This is a genomic window from Streptomyces sp. NPDC049040 (genome assembly GCF_043197715.1).
Taxonomy (GTDB): Bacteria; Actinomycetota; Actinomycetes; order Streptomycetales; family Streptomycetaceae; genus Actinacidiphila.
In genome coordinates this window covers 623,531-643,931 of sequence record NZ_JBICTO010000001.1, presented here as the reverse complement: position 1 = coordinate 643,931, position 20,401 = coordinate 623,531, and the positions used below count along the sequence as shown (strand labels likewise).

Annotated in this window: 17 protein-coding genes and 2 tRNA genes; 6 read left to right on the top strand and 13 right to left on the bottom strand. The window is 70.8% G+C overall.

Going from position 1 to position 20,401, the window contains the following annotated elements:
- Positions 1-147 precede the first annotated feature (147 nt).
- From ACGFMP_RS02950 to ACGFMP_RS02940, 3 genes are all read left to right on the top strand, one after another.
- Positions 148-687, top strand: a complete 540-nt coding sequence (locus tag ACGFMP_RS02950; RefSeq protein WP_393669856.1) for an ATP-binding protein — start codon at positions 148-150, stop codon at positions 685-687.
- Positions 688-769: 82 nt separating this feature from the next.
- Positions 770-1,174, top strand: coding sequence for a hypothetical protein (locus ACGFMP_RS02945; protein ID WP_393669855.1), 405 nt, complete (start codon positions 770-772; stop codon positions 1,172-1,174).
- A 78-nt stretch (positions 1,175-1,252) separates the two neighbouring features.
- The gene (locus ACGFMP_RS02940) at positions 1,253-1,492 is read left to right on the top strand and encodes a helix-turn-helix domain-containing protein (protein ID WP_393669854.1); all 240 of its coding nucleotides are present in this window, start codon (positions 1,253-1,255) and stop codon (positions 1,490-1,492) included.
- Between the two features lie 8 nt (positions 1,493-1,500).
- Here ACGFMP_RS02940 and ACGFMP_RS02935 read toward each other — a convergent pair whose 3' ends face one another.
- The 4 genes from ACGFMP_RS02935 to ACGFMP_RS02920 all read right to left on the bottom strand — a co-directional run bounded on the left by ACGFMP_RS02935 (position 1,501) and on the right by ACGFMP_RS02920 (position 5,849).
- The gene (locus ACGFMP_RS02935) at positions 1,501-3,198 is read right to left on the bottom strand and encodes a relaxase/mobilization nuclease domain-containing protein (protein ID WP_393669853.1); all 1,698 of its coding nucleotides are present in this window, start codon (positions 3,196-3,198) and stop codon (positions 1,501-1,503) included.
- Entirely contained in the window at positions 3,198-3,581 is a 384-nt protein-coding gene (locus ACGFMP_RS02930; RefSeq protein WP_393669852.1) for a MobC family plasmid mobilization relaxosome protein, read from the bottom strand. Before ACGFMP_RS02930 ends, ACGFMP_RS02935 begins: the two co-directional genes overlap by 1 nt.
- 489 nt (positions 3,582-4,070) lie before the next feature.
- The gene (locus ACGFMP_RS02925) at positions 4,071-5,501 is read right to left on the bottom strand and encodes a DUF3631 domain-containing protein (RefSeq protein ID WP_393669851.1); all 1,431 of its coding nucleotides are present in this window, start codon (positions 5,499-5,501) and stop codon (positions 4,071-4,073) included.
- 135 nt (positions 5,502-5,636) lie between these two features.
- Positions 5,637-5,849, bottom strand: a complete 213-nt coding sequence (locus ACGFMP_RS02920) for a helix-turn-helix transcriptional regulator (protein ID WP_393669850.1) — start codon at positions 5,847-5,849, stop codon at positions 5,637-5,639.
- 486 nt (positions 5,850-6,335) lie between these two features.
- On the opposite strand from ACGFMP_RS02920, the gene ACGFMP_RS02915 reads away from it, so the two are divergent.
- On the top strand, positions 6,336-7,574 hold the full coding sequence (locus ACGFMP_RS02915) for a tyrosine-type recombinase/integrase (protein ID WP_393669849.1): 1,239 nt from the start codon (positions 6,336-6,338) through the stop codon (positions 7,572-7,574).
- Positions 7,575-7,656: 82 nt separating this feature from the next.
- Here the strand turns inward: ACGFMP_RS02915 and ACGFMP_RS02910 are convergent.
- Positions 7,657-7,729, bottom strand: a tRNA-Ala gene (locus ACGFMP_RS02910).
- A 101-nt stretch (positions 7,730-7,830) separates the two neighbouring features.
- Between ACGFMP_RS02910 and ACGFMP_RS02905 the strand changes: the two genes are divergently transcribed.
- A complete protein-coding gene (locus ACGFMP_RS02905) occupies positions 7,831-8,400 on the top strand; it encodes a DNA-binding protein (RefSeq protein WP_393669848.1) in 570 nt (189 codons plus the stop codon).
- Positions 8,401-8,427: 27 nt separating this feature from the next.
- Entirely contained in the window at positions 8,428-9,810 is a 1,383-nt protein-coding gene (locus ACGFMP_RS02900) for a protein kinase (RefSeq protein ID WP_393669846.1), read from the top strand.
- An 88-nt stretch (positions 9,811-9,898) separates the two neighbouring features.
- On the opposite strand, the gene ACGFMP_RS02895 is transcribed toward ACGFMP_RS02900, so the two are convergent.
- From ACGFMP_RS02895 to gyrB, 8 genes are all read right to left on the bottom strand, one after another.
- The gene (locus ACGFMP_RS02895) at positions 9,899-11,335 is read right to left on the bottom strand and encodes a hypothetical protein (RefSeq protein ID WP_393669844.1); all 1,437 of its coding nucleotides are present in this window, start codon (positions 11,333-11,335) and stop codon (positions 9,899-9,901) included.
- Complete coding sequence (locus ACGFMP_RS02890; RefSeq protein ID WP_393669843.1) at positions 11,332-13,257, bottom strand: VWA domain-containing protein; 1,926 nt, start codon at positions 13,255-13,257, stop codon at positions 11,332-11,334. Before ACGFMP_RS02890 ends, ACGFMP_RS02895 begins: the two co-directional genes overlap by 4 nt.
- Before the next feature lie 180 nt (positions 13,258-13,437).
- Positions 13,438-13,578: a DLW-39 family protein gene (locus tag ACGFMP_RS02885; RefSeq protein ID WP_393669842.1), complete on the bottom strand. Its 141-nt coding sequence runs from the start codon at positions 13,576-13,578 to the stop codon at positions 13,438-13,440.
- Between the two features lie 170 nt (positions 13,579-13,748).
- Positions 13,749-14,300, bottom strand: a complete 552-nt coding sequence (locus ACGFMP_RS02880; RefSeq protein ID WP_393669841.1) for a hypothetical protein — start codon at positions 14,298-14,300, stop codon at positions 13,749-13,751.
- 280 nt (positions 14,301-14,580) lie between these two features.
- Positions 14,581-14,657 (bottom strand) — tRNA-Ile (locus tag ACGFMP_RS02875).
- A gap of 59 nt (positions 14,658-14,716) precedes the next feature.
- The gene (locus tag ACGFMP_RS02870; RefSeq protein WP_393669840.1) at positions 14,717-15,406 is read right to left on the bottom strand and encodes a DUF3566 domain-containing protein; all 690 of its coding nucleotides are present in this window, start codon (positions 15,404-15,406) and stop codon (positions 14,717-14,719) included.
- Between the two features lie 3 nt (positions 15,407-15,409).
- Positions 15,410-18,076, bottom strand: coding sequence for a DNA gyrase subunit A (gyrA, locus tag ACGFMP_RS02865; protein ID WP_393669839.1), 2,667 nt, complete (start codon positions 18,074-18,076; stop codon positions 15,410-15,412).
- A gap of 43 nt (positions 18,077-18,119) precedes the next feature.
- The gene (gene gyrB / locus ACGFMP_RS02860; RefSeq protein ID WP_393670310.1) at positions 18,120-20,120 is read right to left on the bottom strand and encodes a DNA topoisomerase (ATP-hydrolyzing) subunit B; all 2,001 of its coding nucleotides are present in this window, start codon (positions 20,118-20,120) and stop codon (positions 18,120-18,122) included.
- Positions 20,121-20,401 lie beyond the last annotated feature (281 nt).

Here is a 20,401-nt window from a genome sequence, read left to right as displayed (position 1 = left end):
ACGCGGGCTGCTTCATGACTTTCATGGTCGCCCCTTCGCTTCACGGTACCGCTCAGCGTGTCCACACGGTTGCGTAGTGCGTGCAACGAGCACCACGCGACAACCGATCCCTGAGCACTCGTCCCGCACGAGTGAGGAGGTGTGACCATGACGTCCGCCGACAGACCGCTGATCAGCAGCCTTGACCTTGCGCCCCAGCTGTATTCCGTTCGAGCAGCCCGCCGCTACGCGACGGCCGCGTTCCAGAGCTGGCACGTTCCCGCCGGCACCGTCGACAACGCCATCACGATCATCTCCGAGCTTGCCGCCAATGCCCTTCGGCACGCAGCCCCGAAGCCGGAGGCAGAAGCGGAGCAGCCGGCCGGTCGGCCTGTGGCCAGCGCCTGCACTCTCGTACTGCAGCTGTGGCCCGCATACCTCCTCATCCTCGTCTGCGATGGGGACCGTCGGCTGCCGGTCCTGCGGCATCCGTCACGCGACGCGGAAAGCGGCCGTGGCCTGCAACTGGTCGACGAACTCAGCGAAGCCTGGGGATACGCCCTCCCAGAACCCGCCGCCGGCAAGGTGGTGTGGGCGCAGATCATGCTCCCGGATCTCTCGGAGCAGGAGCCGGAACGCAACAGTGCGACAGGGCGGCCGGCGCTGCCCTGGGAGCTCATGCGATCGGGAGCGGCGCCCGAAACGTAGGGCCTGGAATCCGCCCCGCAGGAAAGCCCCGAAGCCCCCGCACCCGGCACAGCCGATCCGAGCAACTTCAGAGAGCCGCACCATGACATCCGCACCCGCCCTCTCCCCGGTTTGCGGCGCGACAGCCGTCCTCCCCGTTTCCCTGTCCGCTCAAGTCGTCGCTCTGGCGGCGCCGCACGGCAGTGCGGAACTCCCTGATGTGGAGGTGCAGTTGCGCTGCTGTCTCCAGGACCACGAATGCGGCGCGCACTACGCACTGGCGCTGGACCTGCCCGGCGCTGAGACAGGCGCAGTCTGGGCCCGCTGGGAGGCCGGGGCGGCGTCTCCCTGTTTCGTTCTGGAGGTGTTGCCCGATTGCCCCGCTACGGACCGGGTATCGCGCGAGCCGTGCAGCGAATTCGCCGGTCACCACGGCGGGCACACCTATGAACTCACCGACGATGTGGCGCCCGACAGCCGGGGGACCCCCGGGGTGGGCAGTCTCTGACCGGCTCGGCAACTCACGCAGCACCGGCGTCGGTGCACGTCCTTTCGTCCCACCACCCTTCCACCGTTGGGAGTCGTCATGGCATCCCGTACCCGCAGCAGGCCTCGCAGGCTCCATCAGGAGCCTGAAGCCGTCACCTGGGCCCGTGAGAAGGCCGGCCTGACCAAGAGGGCACTCGCCCGAACGGTCGGCGTGTCCGAGCAGTTGGTGGGAGAGATCGAGTCCGGCTGGCGCAACGCCACGCCCGCCAATCTGGCCCGTATCGCCGAGGCGCTGAACTGCCCGGTCGTCTTCCTGGAACGCAAGCGCCAGCGCTGACGCCCCGGTCACCTACCTCGCCGGGAGTCCTGCATGGGCGGGTGCGCTGGGGGCAGGGGCGGGGCCGACCGTGCGGGTTCGCCTGCGGGCGCGGGCGGCAGATAGGTGCGGGTGCGGGCTGCCTCTGCTCGGCGGTTGGGTGCGGTCATCAGGCGCCAGGCGATCACCTCGGCGGGCGCGTGGGCGGAATCGAGTTCGCGGTCCGCGGCTACCTGTCGCAGGAGGGTGGGGAGGTGGTGGCCGGTGGTCTCGGCTTGGGCGAGGGCGGTGGTGAGTGCGGGCCAGGCAGGGTCGGCCAAGATGCGGTCGGCGTGGTCGGGGATGGTTTGGCGGACGGTGGCCTCGAAGCGCTGGGCGGTCTCCGGCTGTGGGGTGCGGCGGGTGAGGTCGGCCAGCACGGGAGCTGCGGCCTGCTGGTAGCCGGTGCGGAGGTGGGTGACGGCCTGGTGGGCTGCGGCCGCTTGCTGTTCGTAGCCTCGCTGTTCGTACCAGCGGGCGGCAGCAGCGGCCGTGTGGATCAGCACGAAGAGGACCGCTACGACGATGCCGCCGGCGTCGGGTGAGGCGTACAGGAGGTCCTTGGCCGCATCGCGTAGAGCTGTGGCTTTCTCGTGGTCGGCGCGGATCGCGGAGCGGCGGGCACGGTTGAAGGCGGTTGCGGCGGCCTGGAGTTCGGCCCGGCTGTCTGGTAGCGCGACGCGGACGGTGTTGTGCAGGAGCGTGCCGACGGAGGTCAGGTGGGCTTGGGCTGCGGCGTCGTCCGTGCCTTCCAGGACGGTGGCTGTCTCGCGCAGGGCCTCGTCCACCTGCCGCCAGATGTCCTGTGGCTGCGGCCGGGAGTCCTTGGCCGGGCGCAGGAGCGGGTTGGTGAGGGTTTCGCGGATACGGACGATCGACAGGTCGGGCGCGAGCTTGGAACCGCCGAAGTACACCGGCTCACCGGCATCATTGGTGTCACCTGGCGCGGCAAGGCTGTAACCGGTGACCTGGCCCGTCTGCGGCCCGATGCGCTTGTTGACCATGATGCCCAGCGTGCCGAGGATGTCGAAGAACTCCTCCTCGGTGCGGACAGCGGCCAGAACGCCGTAAGCCTGATCACGCAGCCACTCACGGCTGGTGACGCTCCTGCCCATGCGCTCAGCCTTCGCCTGTTCGGCGCTGGTGGGCGTCTTGGGCGCGGTCAAGTCGCCGGACTTGAGCTGCCGCAGCCCGAACTCCTCCTCGATCCGCCTGCATTCCTTCTGCGCACGCCAGCCGTCGCGGTTCGTACGGGCGCGGCGGCCGTCGGCCCGTACGGAGACCGCGGCGATGTGGATGTGGTCATCGGCATGCCGGACGGCGATCCACCGGCAGGCCAGGTCATCGCCGTCGGGGGCGATCCCGGTGGCCGCAACGACTCGGCGGGCCACCTGCGCCCACTCGGCGTCGGTGAGGTAGCGGTCGCCGGGCGCGGTGCGCACCGGGCAGTGCCATACGTGCTTGGCCGGCATGGTGCCGGTCTCCTTCGCCCGGAGGCGTGCGTGGAGGTCGAGGCGGTCGGCGAGCCGGGCGATGGTGGCGTCGGGGTCGCGGCCGGGGTCGGGGGCGCCGGCCAGGTCCCAGGCGGCGACGATGTGCGAGTCTTGGTGTTCGTCTCGGCGGCCGGGGCCGAAGAGGTAGTGCAGCAGTCCTGCGGTGTGGGAGCCGGTGGACACGTCGGGCACCATCAGGCCGCCCCTTTGCCGGTGAAGCCGTCGAGGAGGGTGAAGGCCTCCTCGACGGCTGCTTCCACGCGTTCCAGGACGTGCTCGGCGTGTTCGGGTATGACGCCGGAGTTGACCGCGTGGGTGACCTGGTTGAGGTTGTTGCCGGTCCGGCGGAGCTGGGCGATGAGCCGTTCCACGGTCTCGACGAGCGGGCGGACCGGGTCGTCCTCAGGACTGGCCGCGGCAGTCCTGCCGAGGGCATGCGCGTAGGCGACATCGCCGACGTAGCCCGCGAAGAACTGGCCGCGTGCCCTCGCCGCTTCTTCGATGACGCGTTCGGCGGTCGGGGTGAAGCGGATGCTGCGGGGCCGGCTGCGGGACTCCTTGGTGCGCTTGCGGTACATCGGCGCTGGCAAAGGCGGGTCGTCCGGCTCCCGCCAGGACGGCGGCTCGGCCTCTACAGGGGCCGATGGCTGACCGCAGGACGGACAGGCGGTATCGGCCGACGGCTCGGGGTTGTCCTGGGTGAGGCCGCGCTCGGCTTCACCCTCCCGGCACGGCGCCCCCTGGCGCCGGTCCTCCTCCGCCCCCGCCGGGGCGGAGGCAAGCGCGGACGAAATCCGATAGGAGTTTCGACCGCTCCAGCTTGCTCCTGCTGGGCGGTCGGTGAACGTCCGGCTGATCCGTGCGAGGACTCCGGGCTTCTTCTGGGACTGGTTCATGCTCGTCCTACTCCTGAACGGGGGCGTGAGGGTGTGCGACCCGTCCCACCCGTTGCATGGCTGGTCAGCCCAGGTACGGGTGGATGCGGCGATGCGGGTCGACTTGTCACGGGGAAGTGACCCGTCCCCGCGCTGACCTGCGCGGGGACGGGTGGTACGGGTCAGCGAGGGTTACCGCCCGACCGGGAGCGCCTCTTCGGGTTGCGGGCAGTAGCGGGTCCAGGCGTCGGTGAACTGGTTGCGGGTGAAGCCACGGCGCTGGGTGTCGCCGGGGAAGCGGCGGTTGGCCGCACTGATCCCGTAGTCCCTCAGCAGCAGTTGGAGGCCGCGCGGGGTCAGACCGCTGGTGCCGTACTCGCGCCACGGCCCCTCCGGGTCCGTGTTCAGGGCGTTAAGGAGGGACTGCGTCGAGAGCGCGTCCGGGTCCCCGTACGAGGCGAACACGGCACGGATGTCGGCCAGGATGCGGGTCTTCAGGCCCGTGTCCTGGTCCTGGCCCTCCTCGTGGGCGGTCATCACCCGGCACGCCGCCCGCGCCCGCTGCGGCCAAAGGCCCCCCGCCAGGTCGGCGACCGACACCAGCGGCTCCCAGGTGTCCGCCGCCCGGTCTTCGACCGGCATCACCGGCTCCATGGCCGCTGCTGCGTCGGTCAACGGCACCAGCCAGGCCGCCAGCCGGTCCCGCAGGACGTGGAGAACCGGGGTGTCCCGGCGGGCACGGAAGGGCCGCACGGTCTCGCCCGGCCCGCGCCTGCGCATCCGGACCACGACGGCACGATCCATGATCGTGTCGGGCAGGTCGCCGATCCCGGCGAGTGCCGCCATGGCGAACGTCGCGAACCTGGTCGGCTTGTGCTCCGGACCGACAACCCGGGTGGTGGGGCGGTTGCGCTGGTGCCCGGAGTTGAGCAGGCCGCGCATCTCCTCGTTCTTCTCCGCGACCTTGGCGCTGCCGAAGATCGTGTCGGCCTCGTCCACCAGAAGGGTGGGCGGCTGCTCGGTGATCGACCGGAAGATCGCCGCCGGGGTCGAGTTCACCGTGATGAACGGGTCATGGACGGTGTCGTGCAGCACGTCCAGCAGCCGCGACTTCCCGCACCGCTTCGCCGGACCGACCACCGCCAACCTTGGTGCGTGCTGCCACGCGGGTTGCAGATGGGTCGCCGCTATCCACAGGGTGACCGCGTCAAGGGCCTCGCTGGACGGCATGACCACGTACCGGGCAACCGCTGACCTCAGCTCGGTCAGCAGGTCAGCGCCCTCTGTGGCCGGAACTTCGGCCCCCGGACTGACCGGGCCGACCGGCTGACCGGGGTCAGTGACCGCCACCAGGTCAGCGACCGCGGTCACCCGGTCAGTGACCGATGCCGGGTCACCGGGCGCCCGGTCACTGACCGGACCGCGGTCAGAGCCAGCCGCAGCCCGGTCAGCGGCGGACAGTGCACGAGCGGTCAGCCGCTCGGCCACCACCGCAGTTGGCGCCGGTGCATGGTTGGAGGCAGGCAGGCGGCAAGACGCGCCGCCGGGCTGGCCTGGTATCGCAACTGGCGGCCACATCGGTTTCCCGGATGCGCTGTTCGGGCGCGGGGTCGTACGCTGCATGGGTATCTCCTCCACTGGCGGCGCCGGGCTGGCAGGCCCGCACCGCCTGGTTCGATCGTTCAGACGCGGTTCTGGGGAGTTCGCGGCCTCCGGCGTTGACGCGCTGGAGGCCGCACTGCGCTGACGGGTGCGCGGTCAGGCCACGAGGTCGACGGCCTGTTGGTCGACCCATGCCTCAATCTCCGCCCAGCGGTAGCGGAGGTGGCGGCCGAGCTTGTGGACCTTCGGCCCGATGCCCCGGTGACGCCATTGGTAGAGCGTGGCGACGGGGACTCCGAGGTAGGCCGACAACTCCGCCGGAGTGGCCAGGGGGCGCCGGTCATCGAGGGCTTTCTGTGAGCTGGGCATGAGGCTCGCCTTTCGGATGCGGATGGCCATTCGCAGCCAACATAGCCACGAGCCGGGTGAGCCATCCAGCGGGATTGTGGCCGAAAAATACGGACGGGCCAAATGCGCCTCCACGCCTCGGGCGTAAACCCCCGGAAACCGAATCAAGCAACCCTCCCGGCCTGGCAACGCTCCTCATCCGGGAGACGACTTGCGCCGCCCCGTGCCCTCCTACCAGCCATGTTCGCCGCCTTGGACAGCGCAACACCAGGTAGCACTACTCAGCATAAAGAAAAGAGCCGGACCATATCACTGCCGCCGCAACAATGGAATCAACATCCGCCGCACACAACCCAGAGGCCTCTATCACGGAATTACGGCTGGCCCAAACCGCCGACTCCAAGGGAACCTCCCACAACGTTCGCCAGCCCCATCCGAAGGGGCAGAGGAAAAGGGAGATCCCGTGGACAAGAGCCCCGCCCTGCCGAGCAACCGGACCGGCGCCTGATGGCCCGAGTCTGGATCGAGGACCGCGCCGGCCACACCGCCTACCAGCACGCGGTCGCCGCAGCCAAGCAGGCCGGACGCACGCCGCCCGGACGCTGGCGTGTGCGCTGGTACGGCCCCGACGGCAAACCGAAGATGAAGGTCTTCGACGTGAAGGTGAAGGCGGACGACTTCCGCTCCCAGCTCCAGGCCCGGCTCGGGGACGGAACGTACCGAGACCCTGCCGCCGGACGCGTCCCGTTCGCCGTGGTCGCCGAGTCCTGGTTCGAAAGCCAGTTGCACCTCAAGCGCTCCAGCCGGGCGCGCTACCGGATCGCGCTGGACACGCACGTTATCCCCAGGTGGGGATCCACGCCTGTGGACAGGATCCAGTACGACGACATCGCCGCATGGCTGGCGGAGCTGGCCGCAGGCAGGACGACGAACGGACGCCCCCAGGCGGCACGCTCGATCCGCAAGACCTACGTCGTCCTCAGCCGCGTCCTCGGCTTCGCCGTCAAGTCCCGCCGCCTCGCCTTCAACCCGGCCACCGGCGTGCCGCTGCCCGCCATCAACCCCGCCGACCACGTCTACCTGAACGAGGTCCAGGTCGAAGCCCTGGCCGACTCAGCCGCCGGATACCGCGCCTTCATCTTGCTCCTCGCCTACACCGGCCTCCGCTGGGGCGAAGCCTCCGCCCTGAAGGTCGGCCGGATCGACCTCACCGCCCGCCGAGCGCACATCGTGGAGGCCTTCGGCCTCGACGGCGGCACGCTTTACCTGGACACGCCCAAGAACCACGAGCGCCGGTCCGTGCCCCTCAGCGCCTTCCTCGTGGATGAGCTGAGGCCGCACCTCGAAGGCCGCGACCCCGGCGAACTCCTCTTCACCGGCCCCCAGGGCGGCGCCCTGCGGGCCAGCAACTTCGTCCGCCGGGTATTCGACCCCGCCGTCACGGCAGCTGGACTCGGCGATCTGGGCGTCACGCCCCACAAGCTCCGCCACACTGCCGCCTCGCTCGCCATCGCCAGCGGCGCCGACGTCAACGTCGTCCAGACCATGCTCGGCCACAAGTCCGCCACCATGACCCTCGACGTCTACGGCCACCTCTTCCCCGACCGCCTCGACGAGGTCAGCAAGAAGATGCACAAGCGCCGCGCCCGCGTCCTCGCCAAGGCCAAGGAGAAGGCACAGAAGGCCGCGCGGAAGGCCCAGCGGGCGGCGGCCGAACTGGCGGCGCTGGAGCAGGCCGCAGCCTGATGTGTGCCAGATGCGTGCTGGACGCCAGCGGCCCCTCCACCCGAACCGGGCGAGGGGGCCGCTGACCTGCGTTAAACCACTGTGGAGCCTAGGAGATTCGAACTCCTGACATCTGCCTTGCAAAGGCAGCGCTCTACCAACTGAGCTAAGGCCCCGCGTCGGAAACAGCGTACCGGTTCGGGTGCCATGGGCCGAACCTGGTTTGCGGCACCTAGGATGGTTTGCAGATTTCGCAGGCGCAAACTGAGGAGCGGCTATGGACGGCTCGGGACAGGGCGGCTCGGGGCAGGACGCCATGGCCCGGGCGCTGGAGGCCAGGGAACTCCAGCGGGGTTGGTACGGGGAGCCGTTGGGGGAGCTTTTCCAGCGGCTGATCGGGGATCTGGGCCTCAACCAGTCGCGGCTTGCGGCGGTGCTCGGGCTGTCGGCGCCGATGCTGTCGCAGCTCAAGAGCGGGCAGCGGGCCAAGATCGGGAATCCGGCGGTGGTGCAGCGACTACAGGCACTCCAGGAGCTGGCCTGGCAGGTGGCGGAGGGGCGTACCGGGGCGCTGGAGGCGGCGGCCAGGATGGACGAGATCCGCGAGTCTGCGGGCTCCTCCGTGCTCGGCACGACGACGCATTCGGTGGCCGCGGACGCGACAGCGCCCCGGCAGGTCGTACGGGGCATCCAGGAGGTGCTGCGGTCGGTCGCCTCTGCCGAGGAGATCGAGCGGGCGGCGCACTCCCTCGCGCCGGACCATCCCCACCTGGCAGAGTTCCTTCGTGTGTATGGCGCCGGGCGGACCAGTGAGGCCGTCGCCCACTACGAGGCGCACCGGGACTGACGGCAAGCAGGGGGAGAGCGGTACGCCATGGGTGAGGTCTTCGCGGGCCGTTACGAGCTGGTCGACCCGATCGGGCGCGGCGGCGCCGGCGCGGTCTGGCGGGCCTGGGACCAGCGGCGGCGCCGCTACGTGGCGGCGAAGGTGCTCCAGCAGAGCGACGCCCACGCGCTGCTGCGCTTCGTCCGCGAGCAGGCGATGCGGATCGACCATCCCCACGTGCTGGCGCCGGCCAGCTGGGCGGCCGACGACGACCAGGTGCTGTTCACCATGGACCTGGTGCACGGCGGCTCGCTGTCGCACCTGATCGGCGACTACGGGCCGCTTCCCCCGCGCTATGTCTGCGTGCTGGTCGACCAGTTGCTCGCCGGGCTGCACGCGGTGCACGCCGAGGGCATCATCCACCGGGACATCAAGCCGGCCAACATCCTGCTGGAGGCCACCGGCACCGGCACCCCGCACGTAAGGCTGTCGGACTTCGGCATCGCCATGCGCAAGGGCGAACCGCGGCTGACCGAGGCCGACTACGTGGTCGGCACACCGGGGTATTTCGCGCCGGAGCAGATGCTGGGCGCGGAGCCCGACGTCCCCGCGGACCTCTACGCGGTCGGCCTGGTCGCCCTCTACCTGCTGGGCGGTCAGAAGCCGGACTCGCGGGCCATAGCGGAGCGCTTCATGGCCCAGGGTGTGCCGCCGGCGCCCACCGGGGTGCCCGAGCCGCTCTGGCAGGTGATCGCGGCGCTGCTGCAGCCGGACCCGCAGGCGAGGTTCCGCACCGCGACCGGGGCGCGCAAGGCCCTGGCGGGCGCCGTCGAACTGCTTCCCGAGCCGCCGCCGGACGAGGAGCCGGTGGAGATCTTCGACCAGATCGGGCCGCTGCCCGAGGGCTTCGGCCCGCAAGGACCGCGAGGACCCCAAGGCCCGCTCCGGGCGCCGGACGGCCGCGGGCCGGTGGGCCTGCCTGAGGAGGCGCCTGAGGTGGCGCCTGAGGCCGCACCGGGGACCGTGTCCGCCGCCGGTCCCGTGGCCAGCCAGGCCGCCGTACGCCCGCAAGGGCCGCCGGAGCCGCCCGCACCGCCGCGGCACGCATCGGCGCCCCGGCACGCCGCGCCGCCGCCCCAGGTGTCGCAGACGACCGGCTATCCGCTGGCGGCCCCCGCGCACGCGCCGACCAAGACCGACATCCCGGGCCCCGCGGCAGCGCAGCCGTCGGCTGCCCCGGCCGCGCACCCCCTGCCCCTGCCGCAGCCGGGGCCCGCGCGGCAACCGCTCGCAGCGGCCACCGCGAGCCCGTCCGCAGGGCTTCCCGCCCGCACGCGGAAACCGGGACCACCGCCTTCCGTGGTGATCCCGGTCCTCGTGCTGGCCGCGATCTGCTTCGCGGTCGGCATCTTCGCGCTGGCCACCGGCTGACCTGCGGCCGAGCGCAGGCTGACCTGCGGCCGGGCACGGACTCCGCGAGGGTTGCCGTACGGTCAGCCACGACCGCACGGCAGCGCCGTCACCAGGACGGCGGCGGCCCGAAGCCGGATGACTGCGGCGGCAGCTGCTGCGTCACGGTGTCCTGCGGCGCCGCCCGGCGCCGCGCGGTCACGGTCCAGACCGCGAGCGCCAGCAGCAGCACGGTCCCCGCGCCGAGCGCCGCGAAGCCGAGGAAACGCTTCGCCGAGGTGCTGCCTGCCGACGAGGAGGCGGACTGCGGCTTCCCGTCTGCCGACGACACGTCGTGCGCGTCGACACCGATCCCCGCGGCCTTCGGGTCCCCGGCGTAGGCGGGAGCGGGCTGCGCGTCACCCGTGACGTCGACCCGCAGCGTCACCGGCACCGGGCCGCTGACCGCCTTGGCCACATCGGGGTGCACCGTGACCGCGAAGTAGTACCAGCCCGCGTAGCGCACCCGGGAGACCTCGGTGTCGTCGGCCGCACGGTTGGCGTACGAGACCGGCGCCAGCTGCTCGTGCACCGACGCCGGGGTGCCGGCGTAGGAGTGCTCCTGGTCGTCGATGAGCTCGCGCACCGGGCTGTAGGCGGCCAGCCGCACCCCGGAGCCGATGTAGGCGGAGCTGTCGGTGACCTGGGCGCTGGAGAAGTCCGAGAAGACGGTCGCCTGCTGGCCCCAGTCGACCGGGACCTTGTAGAAGCGGGTCTCGCCCGGCAGCACCTTGTCCTTCCAGATGCCGGTCTTGACCGGCGCCGCGCTCTCGAAGGACGTGCCGCCCGTGGCCTGTTGCGGGGTCCCGCTGGTCAGCGGCGTCGGCGAGGCCGTGCCCGCGCCCTCGGGGGCGTGGCCGGCCGCGGCGCCGCTCTTGAGCGCCGGCTCGAGCACGTAGCGCAGTTCCAGCGGCCAGGCGCCGGGGTCCGAGGCGCCGTCGCTGGTGCGGTGCACGGACAGCGTGTACTGGTTGGCCTCCTGGCAAGAGGAGTCGACACCGATCAGCCGGGCCACCGCGCTGCCCACAGGACGCACCGCGCCGTCGTCCTGGAAGTGCGCGTCGACACTGTCGCAGTCGTCGCCGTCCGCTCCCTCCAGCTTGAGTTCGATGCCGTCGCCGTAGGCCACCCGGCCGCCGGGCGGTGGCAGGGCGAAGGCGGACGCGTAGGCGGAGGACTTGGCGTCCAGCGTGATGCCGTAGATGCGGGTCTCGCCGACCTTGATGGTGTCCCGGTAGGTGACCCCGGGCTTCATCGCCGGGGCGTCCGCGGTCGTGGCCGCGCCCGCAAGCACCGTGCCCTGCGGCTGCCAGGTCGCCGGTGTCCCGGGTCCCGTGGTGGGGGTGGCGCCGTCCGCGACGGCCTGCCCGCCCTGTATCCCCTGGAGTGCCGCCAGCGCCAGCAGCGCTCCCGCGGCGGTGAGCACCCGCTTCCCTGCCGCGCGGGACCGGCCGTGCCCTGCCGCCGCGGTGTCCGCACCGCGCTTCCCAGAACTGCCCCGATTCATGCCCCACCCCTTGTCGTACGGCTGCGCAGGCGGTGCACCAGCGCCGCCGCTCCGATTCCGGCCAGCGCGACGGCGCCGCCCGTACCCGCTGCCACCAGGTCCATGCCCTTGAGCCCACCGCCCGAGGAGGCGGACGCCTCCTGGGCGGGCGCCTTGCCCGGCCCGCTGCCCGCGGTGCCCGAGCCGGCCTTGCCGTCGCCCTGGGCGGCGCCGTGGGCCGCGAGCGCGGGCGCCTGGTACTGCGGCCCCGCCAGCTCGGTGCCGGTGACGTCGACCCGCAGGATCACCCCGACCGCGGTGTTCCGGGCCAGCTGGGCGGCGTCGGGTCCGAGGCCGACCGCGATCCAGTAGTCGCCCGCGCTGTGGACGGTGGCGGCGTCCGCCTCGTCCACCCAGCGGTTGGTCCAGGTCACCGGCACGGTGCCGAGGCCGACCGACACCGGCGTACCGGTGTAGAGGCGGTCGTCCCGCGCGTCCGAGGCGCCGTCGACGGGCAGCCGGCCCGGCGCGTACGCGGCCGTCGCCACGAAGGTCGAGGCCGCGGCTGAGGCGCCGTCGAGCACCGGCTCGTTGGCGAACTCGGCCGCGTAGGTGAGCTGCTGGCCCCAGCCGACATGCACTTTGTAGTAGCGGGTCTGGCCGGGCAGCAGGCGGTCCCGCCAGACGCCCTTGGCCACCGTCGTGGCGTCGTTGAAACCGGTGCCGCCGACCACGTCCTTCGGGGTGCCGGTCAGCGGCGCGGGGGCCGTGCCGTAGTCGGTCCGCGCGGCGGCGGCGACCGTGCCCGCGGGCAGCGGCGCCTCGTTGTCGAAGCGCAGCTCGACCGGCCAGCGGCTGCGGTCCGAGGTGGCTGCCGTGGTGCGGTGCACGGAGAACAGGTAGCGGCCCGCCTTGTCGCAGTCGTCCTTGCCATCGCGGCTGGGCACCCGGCTCACCGCGCCGGTCAGGATCATCGCGCCCTCGTCCTGGGCGAAGTGCGCGGAGTCGGAGCCGCAGGTGTAGGAGTACGCCCCGGTCCCGGCCAGCTTCACCTCGATGCCGTCGCCGTAGTCGACCGCGACACCCGGCTGGGGCACCGCCGTCGCGGACAGGTCGGCGGTGCTCGCCGCGTCCAGGGTGGCGGCATACCAGCGGGTCTCGCCCGGGCCGATGGTGTCGGTGTACTGGCCGGGACCGATGGCCGCCGCCTTGGCCGGGGTGGCGCCGCCGGTCACCGGGTCGCCCGCCATCCGGTAGGCGTCGGCGCTCAGCTGGGAGGCCCGCACCAGCTGCCGGCCGAGGGCAGCGGCGTCGGGGGCGTCGTAGTAGGCGCCGTGGCCGGCCCTGGCGATGCATTCCAGCTCGTCGCGCGCTGCGCCCTTGACCTGGAAGCCGACTGTGTCGATCCGCAGGTCCAGGCCGTCGCCCGCGAGTCCCGCGGCCACCTCGCAGGGCTTGGGCGACCCGCAGTTGGACTCCCCGTCCGACACCAGCAGGATCGTCCGCCGCCCCTGCGCCGGCAGGTCGGCCGCGGCCTTGGTGAGGGCGAGCGCGGTGGGGGTGTCCCCCTTGGGCTGTACGGCGGCCACCGCCTGCTTCATCGCGGCCCGGTCCAGCGCGGTGACCGGCTGGGCCAGCGAGGTGTCGTCGCAGCCGTGGGTCTTGCCCGCGCCGTAGACCCGCAGTCCTGTCGGGTAGCCGTCGGGGAGCGAGTCCACCACGGAGCCGACGGCGGTGCGGGCCGACTCGATCCTGGTGTGGCCCGAGCCGTCGGGGCCCGCCATGGACCCTGAGGAGTCCAGCACCATGATCAGGCTGCCGTCCTGGCTCCCGGTCGCGGGCGGCGCGGCGGACGCGACAGGCGCGGTGAGCAGGCTCACCCCCGCCAGCAGCAGGCCGGCGGCCGGCAGCAGGAACCGCCCCGGCGGTGGTCGTCGTCTCATGGCGCCACTTCCCCCTCGTTTCCGCACACGCGCTCCTCGTTTGCTCAAGCAAAGTAATTCATTTGCTGGCGCAAACTCAAGCGGCTGCGGTCACGGTCCTGCAACAACGAAGGTCCCGGCCGCAGTCAGCGGCCGGGACCCGGGGGCGGTCGCGGCACCTCACGGCGCCGCAACGCCGTCTCACACGTTCGAGCCGGTACCCGTCGGAACCGCGTCAGTGGCTTCCGTCCACAGGTCCTGCTCGGCGCGGTCCGCCTGAATCTGTCGGTACACGAACAGCCCGGCGACGGCGGCCAGTGCGACCAGGAGAAACTTCTTCATCGCGTGACCTCCTCCTTCATGGGTGGGGACAGCATCTGACCCGCCCGACTATACACAGCAGCCGATACCGAACGGTGACCTGAGGTCGGCATGCCCTACCCCTGTTCTCCGCACCCCACACCCCCCTCACCCGAAGGCACGAACCGACACCCGGCACCCGGCCCGGGAGGTCACCCTCCCCGCGGCGCGCCGAGCGGGAAACCGGTCCGCGCGTCCACGTCGTAGACGGACCAGTCCTGCACCCTGCGGATCCCGAACCGGGCCGGATCGACGTTCACGGCCGCGATGAAGACGATGCCGCCTTCGAGCCGCCGGTAGCCGATGGAGAAACCGTCCGGTGCCGCGGTCTCCGCGAAATCCTCCTGGTCCGGTGCGCTTCCGCCGGTCCACAGCCCCGAGCCCTCGAAGCCCTCGATCGCCTCGTGGGTGGCCCGCGGTCCCTGCGGGCGGCCGGGAATCGGGAGGGCGTCACCGCCCAGGGCCAGGTGCGCCGCCCTGGACCTCGCCTCGGCCCTGCCGTAGCTGCGCCCGGACGTGCACACGATGGCGACGGCCCCGCCTGAGGACCATCCGAGATGGACCTCCTCGGCAGGCTCGCCGATCAGCCCGTCCCAATGGCCGAACCATCGCCGCCCACCCGGGCTCCGCCCCTCCCCTGCCTTCCCCTCGTCGAACTCGTACAGATCGAACTCCGCCGGGACGAACACGTGCACGTCGACCACATCTCCCCAGTGCCGGTCTGGCGCGACCCGGCCGACCCTCGACGCCGGCCACCGGTGCGGCGGCCGCCGGGGGTGCCGGGCTCATCGCGGTGTCCAAAGGCTACTGCGGCACCGCCGAAGTCCCCGGGCCCCGGCGCCGCGGCCCCGCCCTGACTCGGAATCGGCGGCGGACGCCTCCGTGTCTCCCGACCGGGCTCGCGCGGGGCCGCCGGTGTCGGCCGGAGATGTCGGCCGGAGATGCAGAAGAGGTCCCACTCGACTGAGTGGGACCTCTTCGCGCTGGTGGGGCTACCAGGACTTGAACCTGGGGCCTCTTCCTTATCAGGGAAGCGCTCTAACCGTCTGAGCTATAGCCCCTCGCCGCACCGAAAGATTAGCGCACGGCAGGCCATGTCCCAAAATCGGTATCGCGCGCCCTACTCGTCCTCGGCCAGCGTCAGCTCCACGCCGCCCACGAAACCAGCCGACAGGTTGTAGATGAAGGCGCCCAGCGTGGCCAGCGCGGTGGCCAGCACCACGTCGATGACCGCGATCACCGTGGTGAAGACCATGACGCGGGACAGGGACAGGAACGACACCAGGTCGAAGCCGCCCTTGCCGCCCTGCTCGGAGGTGGTGGCCTCGCTGATCGTGGAGCCCACGGTGCTGAAGACGCCGATGGTGTCCAGCACCATCCACAGCACCGCCACCGCCACGATCGTGCAGATTCCCAGCGCGATGGACAGCAGGAAGCTGACCTTCATCACCGACCATGGGTCGGCCTTGGCGATCCGCAGCCGCGCCTTGCGGGTGCGCGGCGCGGTACGCGCGGCCGGGCGCGGCCGGCGTACACCGGCCGAGGCCGGCGAGCCGTGCCCGCCCCCGCCGGACGAACCCGGCTTGCCCCCGGACCCGCGGCTGCCGCGCCCGGCCGGCGCGGTGGCCGGCGGCGCCGGCGGTGCGCCGGGCGGCGGTGGCGCGTACGCCTGCGGCGGCTGCTGCGGTTGTGCCGGCTGACGCGTGCCCGTCACGGCGAATCCCCCCTCGTCCGGGCCGTTGAGGTTGGCCGAGCCACGGGCACCCCCGGACCTCCCGGCCCCGCCCGCGGCGCCCGTGGCTCCACTCACGGCTTACTCCTCCGGTTCACCGGCCGGGGGCTGCACGCCCTCGGCCGCAACGTCAAGCTCGCTGTCGTGCTCGTTGCCGGGCACGCTGTCATCATCCTCGCCACCGGCAAGACCGGCCGCCTCCGGATCGTCCTCCGCCTCGGCATTGCGCGCGATGCCGACGACGGCATCCCGCTTCCCGAGGTTGATCAGCTGGACGCCCATGGTGTCACGGCCTGTCTCCCTGACTTCGTTGACCCGCGTCCGGATGACCCCGCCGCTCAGCGTGATGGCGAGGATCTCGTCGGTCTCCTCGACCACCAGCGCCCCGACCAGCGAGCCCCGGTCCTCCACGATCTTGGCCGCCTTGATTCCGAGTCCGCCGCGGCCTTGCACCCGATACTCGTCCACCGCGGTGCGTTTCGCATAACCGCCGTCGGTGGCGGTGAAGACGAACGTACCGGTCCTGACGACATTCATCGAGAGAAGTTCGTCACCCTCGCGGAAACTCATGCCCTTCACGCCGGACGTCGCCCGGCCCATCGGCCTCAGCGCGTCGTCCGACGCGGTGAAGCGGATGCACTGCGCCTTACGGCTGACCAGCAGCAGATCGTCCTCCGCCGAGACCAGCTCGGCGCCGATCAGCTCGTCCGATCCCGCGATGCCGCCGACCTCGCCTTCGGACTCGCGCAGGTTGATGGCGATCACGCCGCCGGCCCGCGGGGAGTCGTAGTCCTTGAGGGCGGTCTTCTTCACCAGGCCGGACTTGGTGGCGAGCACCAGGTACGGCGCCGCCTGGTAGTCCTTGATGGCCAGGATCTGGGCGATCCGCTCGTCGGGCTGGAAGGCCAGCAGGTTCGCCACGTGCTGGCCGCGCGCGTCCCGGCCGGCGTCGGGCAGCTCGTAGGCCTTGGCGCGGTAGACCCGGCCCTTGTTGGTGAAGAACAGCAGCCACTGGTGGGTGGTGGTCACGAAGAAGTGGTCGACGATGTCGTCCTGCTTGAGCTTCGTGCCGCGCACGCCCTTGCCGCCGCGCTTCTGCGAGCGGTAGTCCTCGGTCTTGGTGCGCTTGACGTAGCCGCCGCGGCTGATCGTGACGACGATGTCCTCTTCGGCGATCAGGTCCTCGATGGACATGTCGCCGTCGAAGGGCACCAGCTTGCTGCGCCGGTCGTCGCCGAACTTGTCGACGATGGCCTGCAGCTCCTCGCTGATGATCTGCCGCTGCTTCTCCGGCGAGGCGAGGATCGCGTTGTACTCGTTGATCTTCGCCTGCAGCTCGTCGTGCTCGGCGATGATCTTCTGCCGCTCCAGGGCGGCCAGCCGGCGAAGCTGCATCTCCAGGATCGCGTTGGCCTGGATCTCGTCGATCTCCAGCAGGCCCATCAGGCCCTCGCGCGCGACCTCGACGGTGTCGCTGCGCCGGATCAGCGCGATGACCTCGTCGATCGCGTCGAGCGCCTTGAGCAGGCCGCGCAGGATGTGGGCGCGCTCCTCGGCCTTGCGCAGCCGGAAGCGCGTACGCCGGATGATGACCTCGACCTGGTGGTTCACCCAGTTGCGGATGAACGCGTCGAGCGACAGGGTGCGCGGCACCCCGTCGACCAGGGCGAGCATGTTGGCGCCGAAGTTGGTCTGCAGGTCGGTGTGCTTGTAGAGGTTGTTCAGCACCACCTTGGCGACCGCGTCCCGCTTGAGGACGATGACCAGCCGCTGACCGGTCCGCGACGAGGTCTCGTCGCGGACGTCGGCGATGCCGCCGATCTTGCCGTCCTTGACCAGGTCGGCGATCTTCTGCGCCAGGTTGTCGGGGTTGGTCTGGTACGGCAGCTCGGTGACGACCAGGCACTGCCGGTTCTGGATCTCCTCGACCGCGACGATCGCCCGCATGGTGATCGAGCCGCGCCCGGTGCGGTAGGCGTCCTCGATGCCCTTGCGGCCGACGACCAGGGCGCCGGTCGGGAAGTCGGGGCCCTTGATGCGCTCCATGAGCGCCTCGAGGAGTTCCTCGGGGGTCGCGTCGGGGTTGGCCAGGCACCACTGGGCGCCGTCGGCGACCTCGCGCAGGTTGTGCGGCGGGATGTTGGTGGCCATGCCGACCGCGATGCCGGCCGAACCGTTGATCAGCAGGTTCGGGAAGCGCGCCGGCAGGACCGTCGGCTCCTGGTTGCGGCCGTCGTAGTTGTCCTGGAGGTCGACGGTCTCCTCGTCGATGTCCCTGACCATCTCCATGGACAGCGGCATCATCTTGCACTCGGTGTACCGCATCGCGGCGGCCGGGTCGTTGCCCGGGGAACCGAAGTTGCCGTTGGAGTCCACCAGCGGCATCCGCATCGACCACGGCTGCGCGAGCCGGACCAGCGCGTCGTAGATCGACGAGTCGCCGTGCGGGTGGTAGGTGCCCATGACGTCGCCGACGACGCGCGCGCACTTGTAGAAGCCCTTCTCGGGCCGGTAGCCGCCGTCGTACATCGCGTACAGCACCCGGCGGTGCACCGGCTTGAGGCCGTCGCGCACGTCCGGCAGCGCGCGGGAGACGATGACGGACATCGCGTAGTCGAGATAGCTGCGCTGCATCTCGGTCTCGAGCCCGACGGGCTCGACACGCAGTCCGCCGGCCTCGTTGCGCAGTTCCCGCTCGGAGTCGGGGACGTCGGGCACGGGAGGGATGTTGGGGGTCTCGTCGGCCATCGCTGTCAGATTGTCCTTTCACACGGCCAAAGTGGGGGCCGACTCAGATGTCCAGGAACCGGACGTCCTTGGCGTTGCGCTGGATGAACGAGCGACGGGCTTCCACGTCCTCGCCCATCAGCACCGAGAACAGGTCGTCGGCCTGGGCGGCGTCGTCGAGCGTGACCTGGCCGAGCACCCGGTGGTCGATGTCCATCGTGGTGACCCGCAGCTCCTCCGCGTTCATCTCGCCCAGGCCCTTGAAGCGCTGGATCGAGTCCTCGCGGATCCGCTTGCCGCCCTGCTTGCCCAGATCCACCAGCGCGTCGCGCTCGCGGTCCGAGTAGGCGTACTCGAAGTCGTCACGACCCCACTTGATCTTGTACAGCGGCGGCCGGGACAGGTACACGTGCCCGGCCTCGACCAGCGGACGCATGAAGCGGAAGAGGAAGGTCAGCAGCAGGGTGTTGATGTGCTGGCCGTCGACGTCGGCGTCCGCCATCAGGATGATCTTGTGATAGCGCAGCTTGGAGATGTCGAAGTCCTCGTGGACCCCGGTGCCGAAGGCCGAGATCAGCGCCTGGATCTCGGTGTTCTGCAGGATCTTGTCGATCCTGGCCTTCTCCACGTTAAGGATCTTGCCGCGGATCGGCAGGATCGCCTGATACTGCGGATTGCGGCCGGACTTCGCCGAGCCGCCGGCCGAGTCGCCCTCGACGATGAAGATCTCGCACTTCGTCGGGTCGTTGGACTGGCAGTCGCTGAGCTTGCCCGGCAGCGACGCCGACTCCAGCAGGCCCTTGCGGCGGGTCAGGTCGCGCGCCTTGCGGGCCGCGACCCGGGCGGTGGCCGCCTGGATCGACTTGCGGATGATGTCCGCGGCCTCGGTCGGGTTGCGGTCCAGCCAGTCGGTCAGGTGCTCGTGCACGACCTTCTGGACGAAGGTCTTCGCCTCGGTGTTGCCCAGCTTGGTCTTCGTCTGGCCCTCGAACTGCGGCTCGCCGAGCTTGACCGAGATGATCGCGGTCAGGCCCTCGCGGATGTCCTCGCCGTTGAGGTTGTCGTCCTTCTCACGGAGCAGCTTCTTCTCCCGCGCGTACTTGTTGACCAGGGTGGTCAGCGCCGCGCGGAAACCCTCTTCGTGGGTGCCGCCCTCGTGGGTGTGGATGGTGTTGGCGAAGCTGTAGACGCCCTCGCTGTACTGGCTGTTCCACTGCATCGCGACCTCGACGGAGAGCAGCCGCTCCTTGTCCTCCGCCTCGATGTCGATGACGGTGGGGTGGATCAGCTCGCCCTTGCGCGAGTTGAGATACGTCACATAGTCGACCAGGCCGCCCTCGTAGTGGTACGAGACGGTGAGCGGCTTGCCCTCCTCGTCGACGTGGTCCGCGCGCTCGTCGGTCAGCGAGATCCGCAGCCCCTTGTTCAGGAACGCCATCTCCTGGAAGCGGCGCGACAGCGTCTCGAAGGAGTAGTCGGTGGTCTCGAAGATGTCCGGGTCGGCCCAGAAGGTGACCGAGGTGCCGGTCTCCTCGACCTGCTCGTTCTTCGCCAGCGGCGCGGTGGGCACCCCCAGCTTGTAGTCCTGCGTCCAGCGGTGGCCCTCGGTGCGGACCTCGACCGCGACCCGGGTCGACAGCGCGTTGACCACGGAGACGCCGACGCCGTGCAGGCCGCCGGAGACCGCGTAGCCGCCGCCGCCGAACTTGCCGCCCGCGTGCAGCACGGTCAGCACCACCTCGACGGCCGGCTTGCCCTCGGAGGCGACCATGCCCACCGGGATACCGCGGCCGTTGTCCACCACCCTGACGCCGCCGTCGGCGAGGATCGTCACATCGATGGTGTCCGCGTGACCGGCCATCGCCTCGTCGACCGAGTTGTCGACCACCTCTTGCACGAGGTGGTGCAGGCCGCGTTCACCGGTCGAGCCGATGTACATACCGGGGCGCTTGCGCACCGCGTCGAGGCCTTCGAGCACGGTGATCGCGCTGGCGTCGTAGGACTTGCTGGACTTCTCGTTGGGGTTGCCGGAATCGGCCACGAAGCGCCCTTTCTGGCACAGCACGAGCCGGGTCCCGCAGGGCGGGATCGGCTGCGTCTTCGACATGTTCCGCTGGGTAACCCCTGCCGCGATGCCAGGGGAGGGCGGTGTGGGATCAGTCTACCGGTAGCGCCGACATGAATGGGGCTTTGCCGGTACCTGCCTTCCCATGTGCCGCCCAAAACCGCACTCGCCCGACTCCCTACACGCGGCCCCGGTGCCAAAACCGCTCACACGGGCGTCCAGGGCTTCCGGCTGTCAAGGCCCGGCTACGCTGAGCAGGGGCGCGGCTCCGCGGTCGCGCG

Coding starts and splice junctions, on each gene's coding strand:
- ACGFMP_RS02935 (WP_393669853.1), bottom strand. CDS start 3,198: ATGGTGCCCGACGTGTCCACCGGCTCCCACACCGCAGGACTGCTGCAC.
- ACGFMP_RS02930 (WP_393669852.1), bottom strand. CDS start 3,581: ATGTACCGCAAGCGCACCAAGGAGTCCCGCAGCCGGCCCCGCAGCATC.
- ACGFMP_RS02900 (WP_393669846.1), top strand. CDS start 8,428: ATGGGTGAGGTCTTCGCGGGCCGTTACGAGCTGGTCGACCCGATCGGG.
- ACGFMP_RS02940 (WP_393669854.1), top strand. CDS start 1,253: ATGGCATCCCGTACCCGCAGCAGGCCTCGCAGGCTCCATCAGGAGCCT.
- ACGFMP_RS02945 (WP_393669855.1), top strand. CDS start 770: ATGACATCCGCACCCGCCCTCTCCCCGGTTTGCGGCGCGACAGCCGTC.
- ACGFMP_RS02890 (WP_393669843.1), bottom strand. CDS start 13,257: ATGAGACGACGACCACCGCCGGGGCGGTTCCTGCTGCCGGCCGCCGGC.
- ACGFMP_RS02925 (WP_393669851.1), bottom strand. CDS start 5,501: ATGCAGCGTACGACCCCGCGCCCGAACAGCGCATCCGGGAAACCGATG.
- ACGFMP_RS02905 (WP_393669848.1), top strand. CDS start 7,831: ATGGACGGCTCGGGACAGGGCGGCTCGGGGCAGGACGCCATGGCCCGG.
- ACGFMP_RS02885 (WP_393669842.1), bottom strand. CDS start 13,578: ATGAAGAAGTTTCTCCTGGTCGCACTGGCCGCCGTCGCCGGGCTGTTC.
- ACGFMP_RS02895 (WP_393669844.1), bottom strand. CDS start 11,335: ATGAATCGGGGCAGTTCTGGGAAGCGCGGTGCGGACACCGCGGCGGCA.
- gyrA (WP_393669839.1), bottom strand. CDS start 18,076: ATGGCCGACGAGACCCCCAACATCCCTCCCGTGCCCGACGTCCCCGAC.
- ACGFMP_RS02915 (WP_393669849.1), top strand. CDS start 6,336: ATGGCCCGAGTCTGGATCGAGGACCGCGCCGGCCACACCGCCTACCAG.
- ACGFMP_RS02920 (WP_393669850.1), bottom strand. CDS start 5,849: ATGCCCAGCTCACAGAAAGCCCTCGATGACCGGCGCCCCCTGGCCACT.
- ACGFMP_RS02950 (WP_393669856.1), top strand. CDS start 148: ATGACGTCCGCCGACAGACCGCTGATCAGCAGCCTTGACCTTGCGCCC.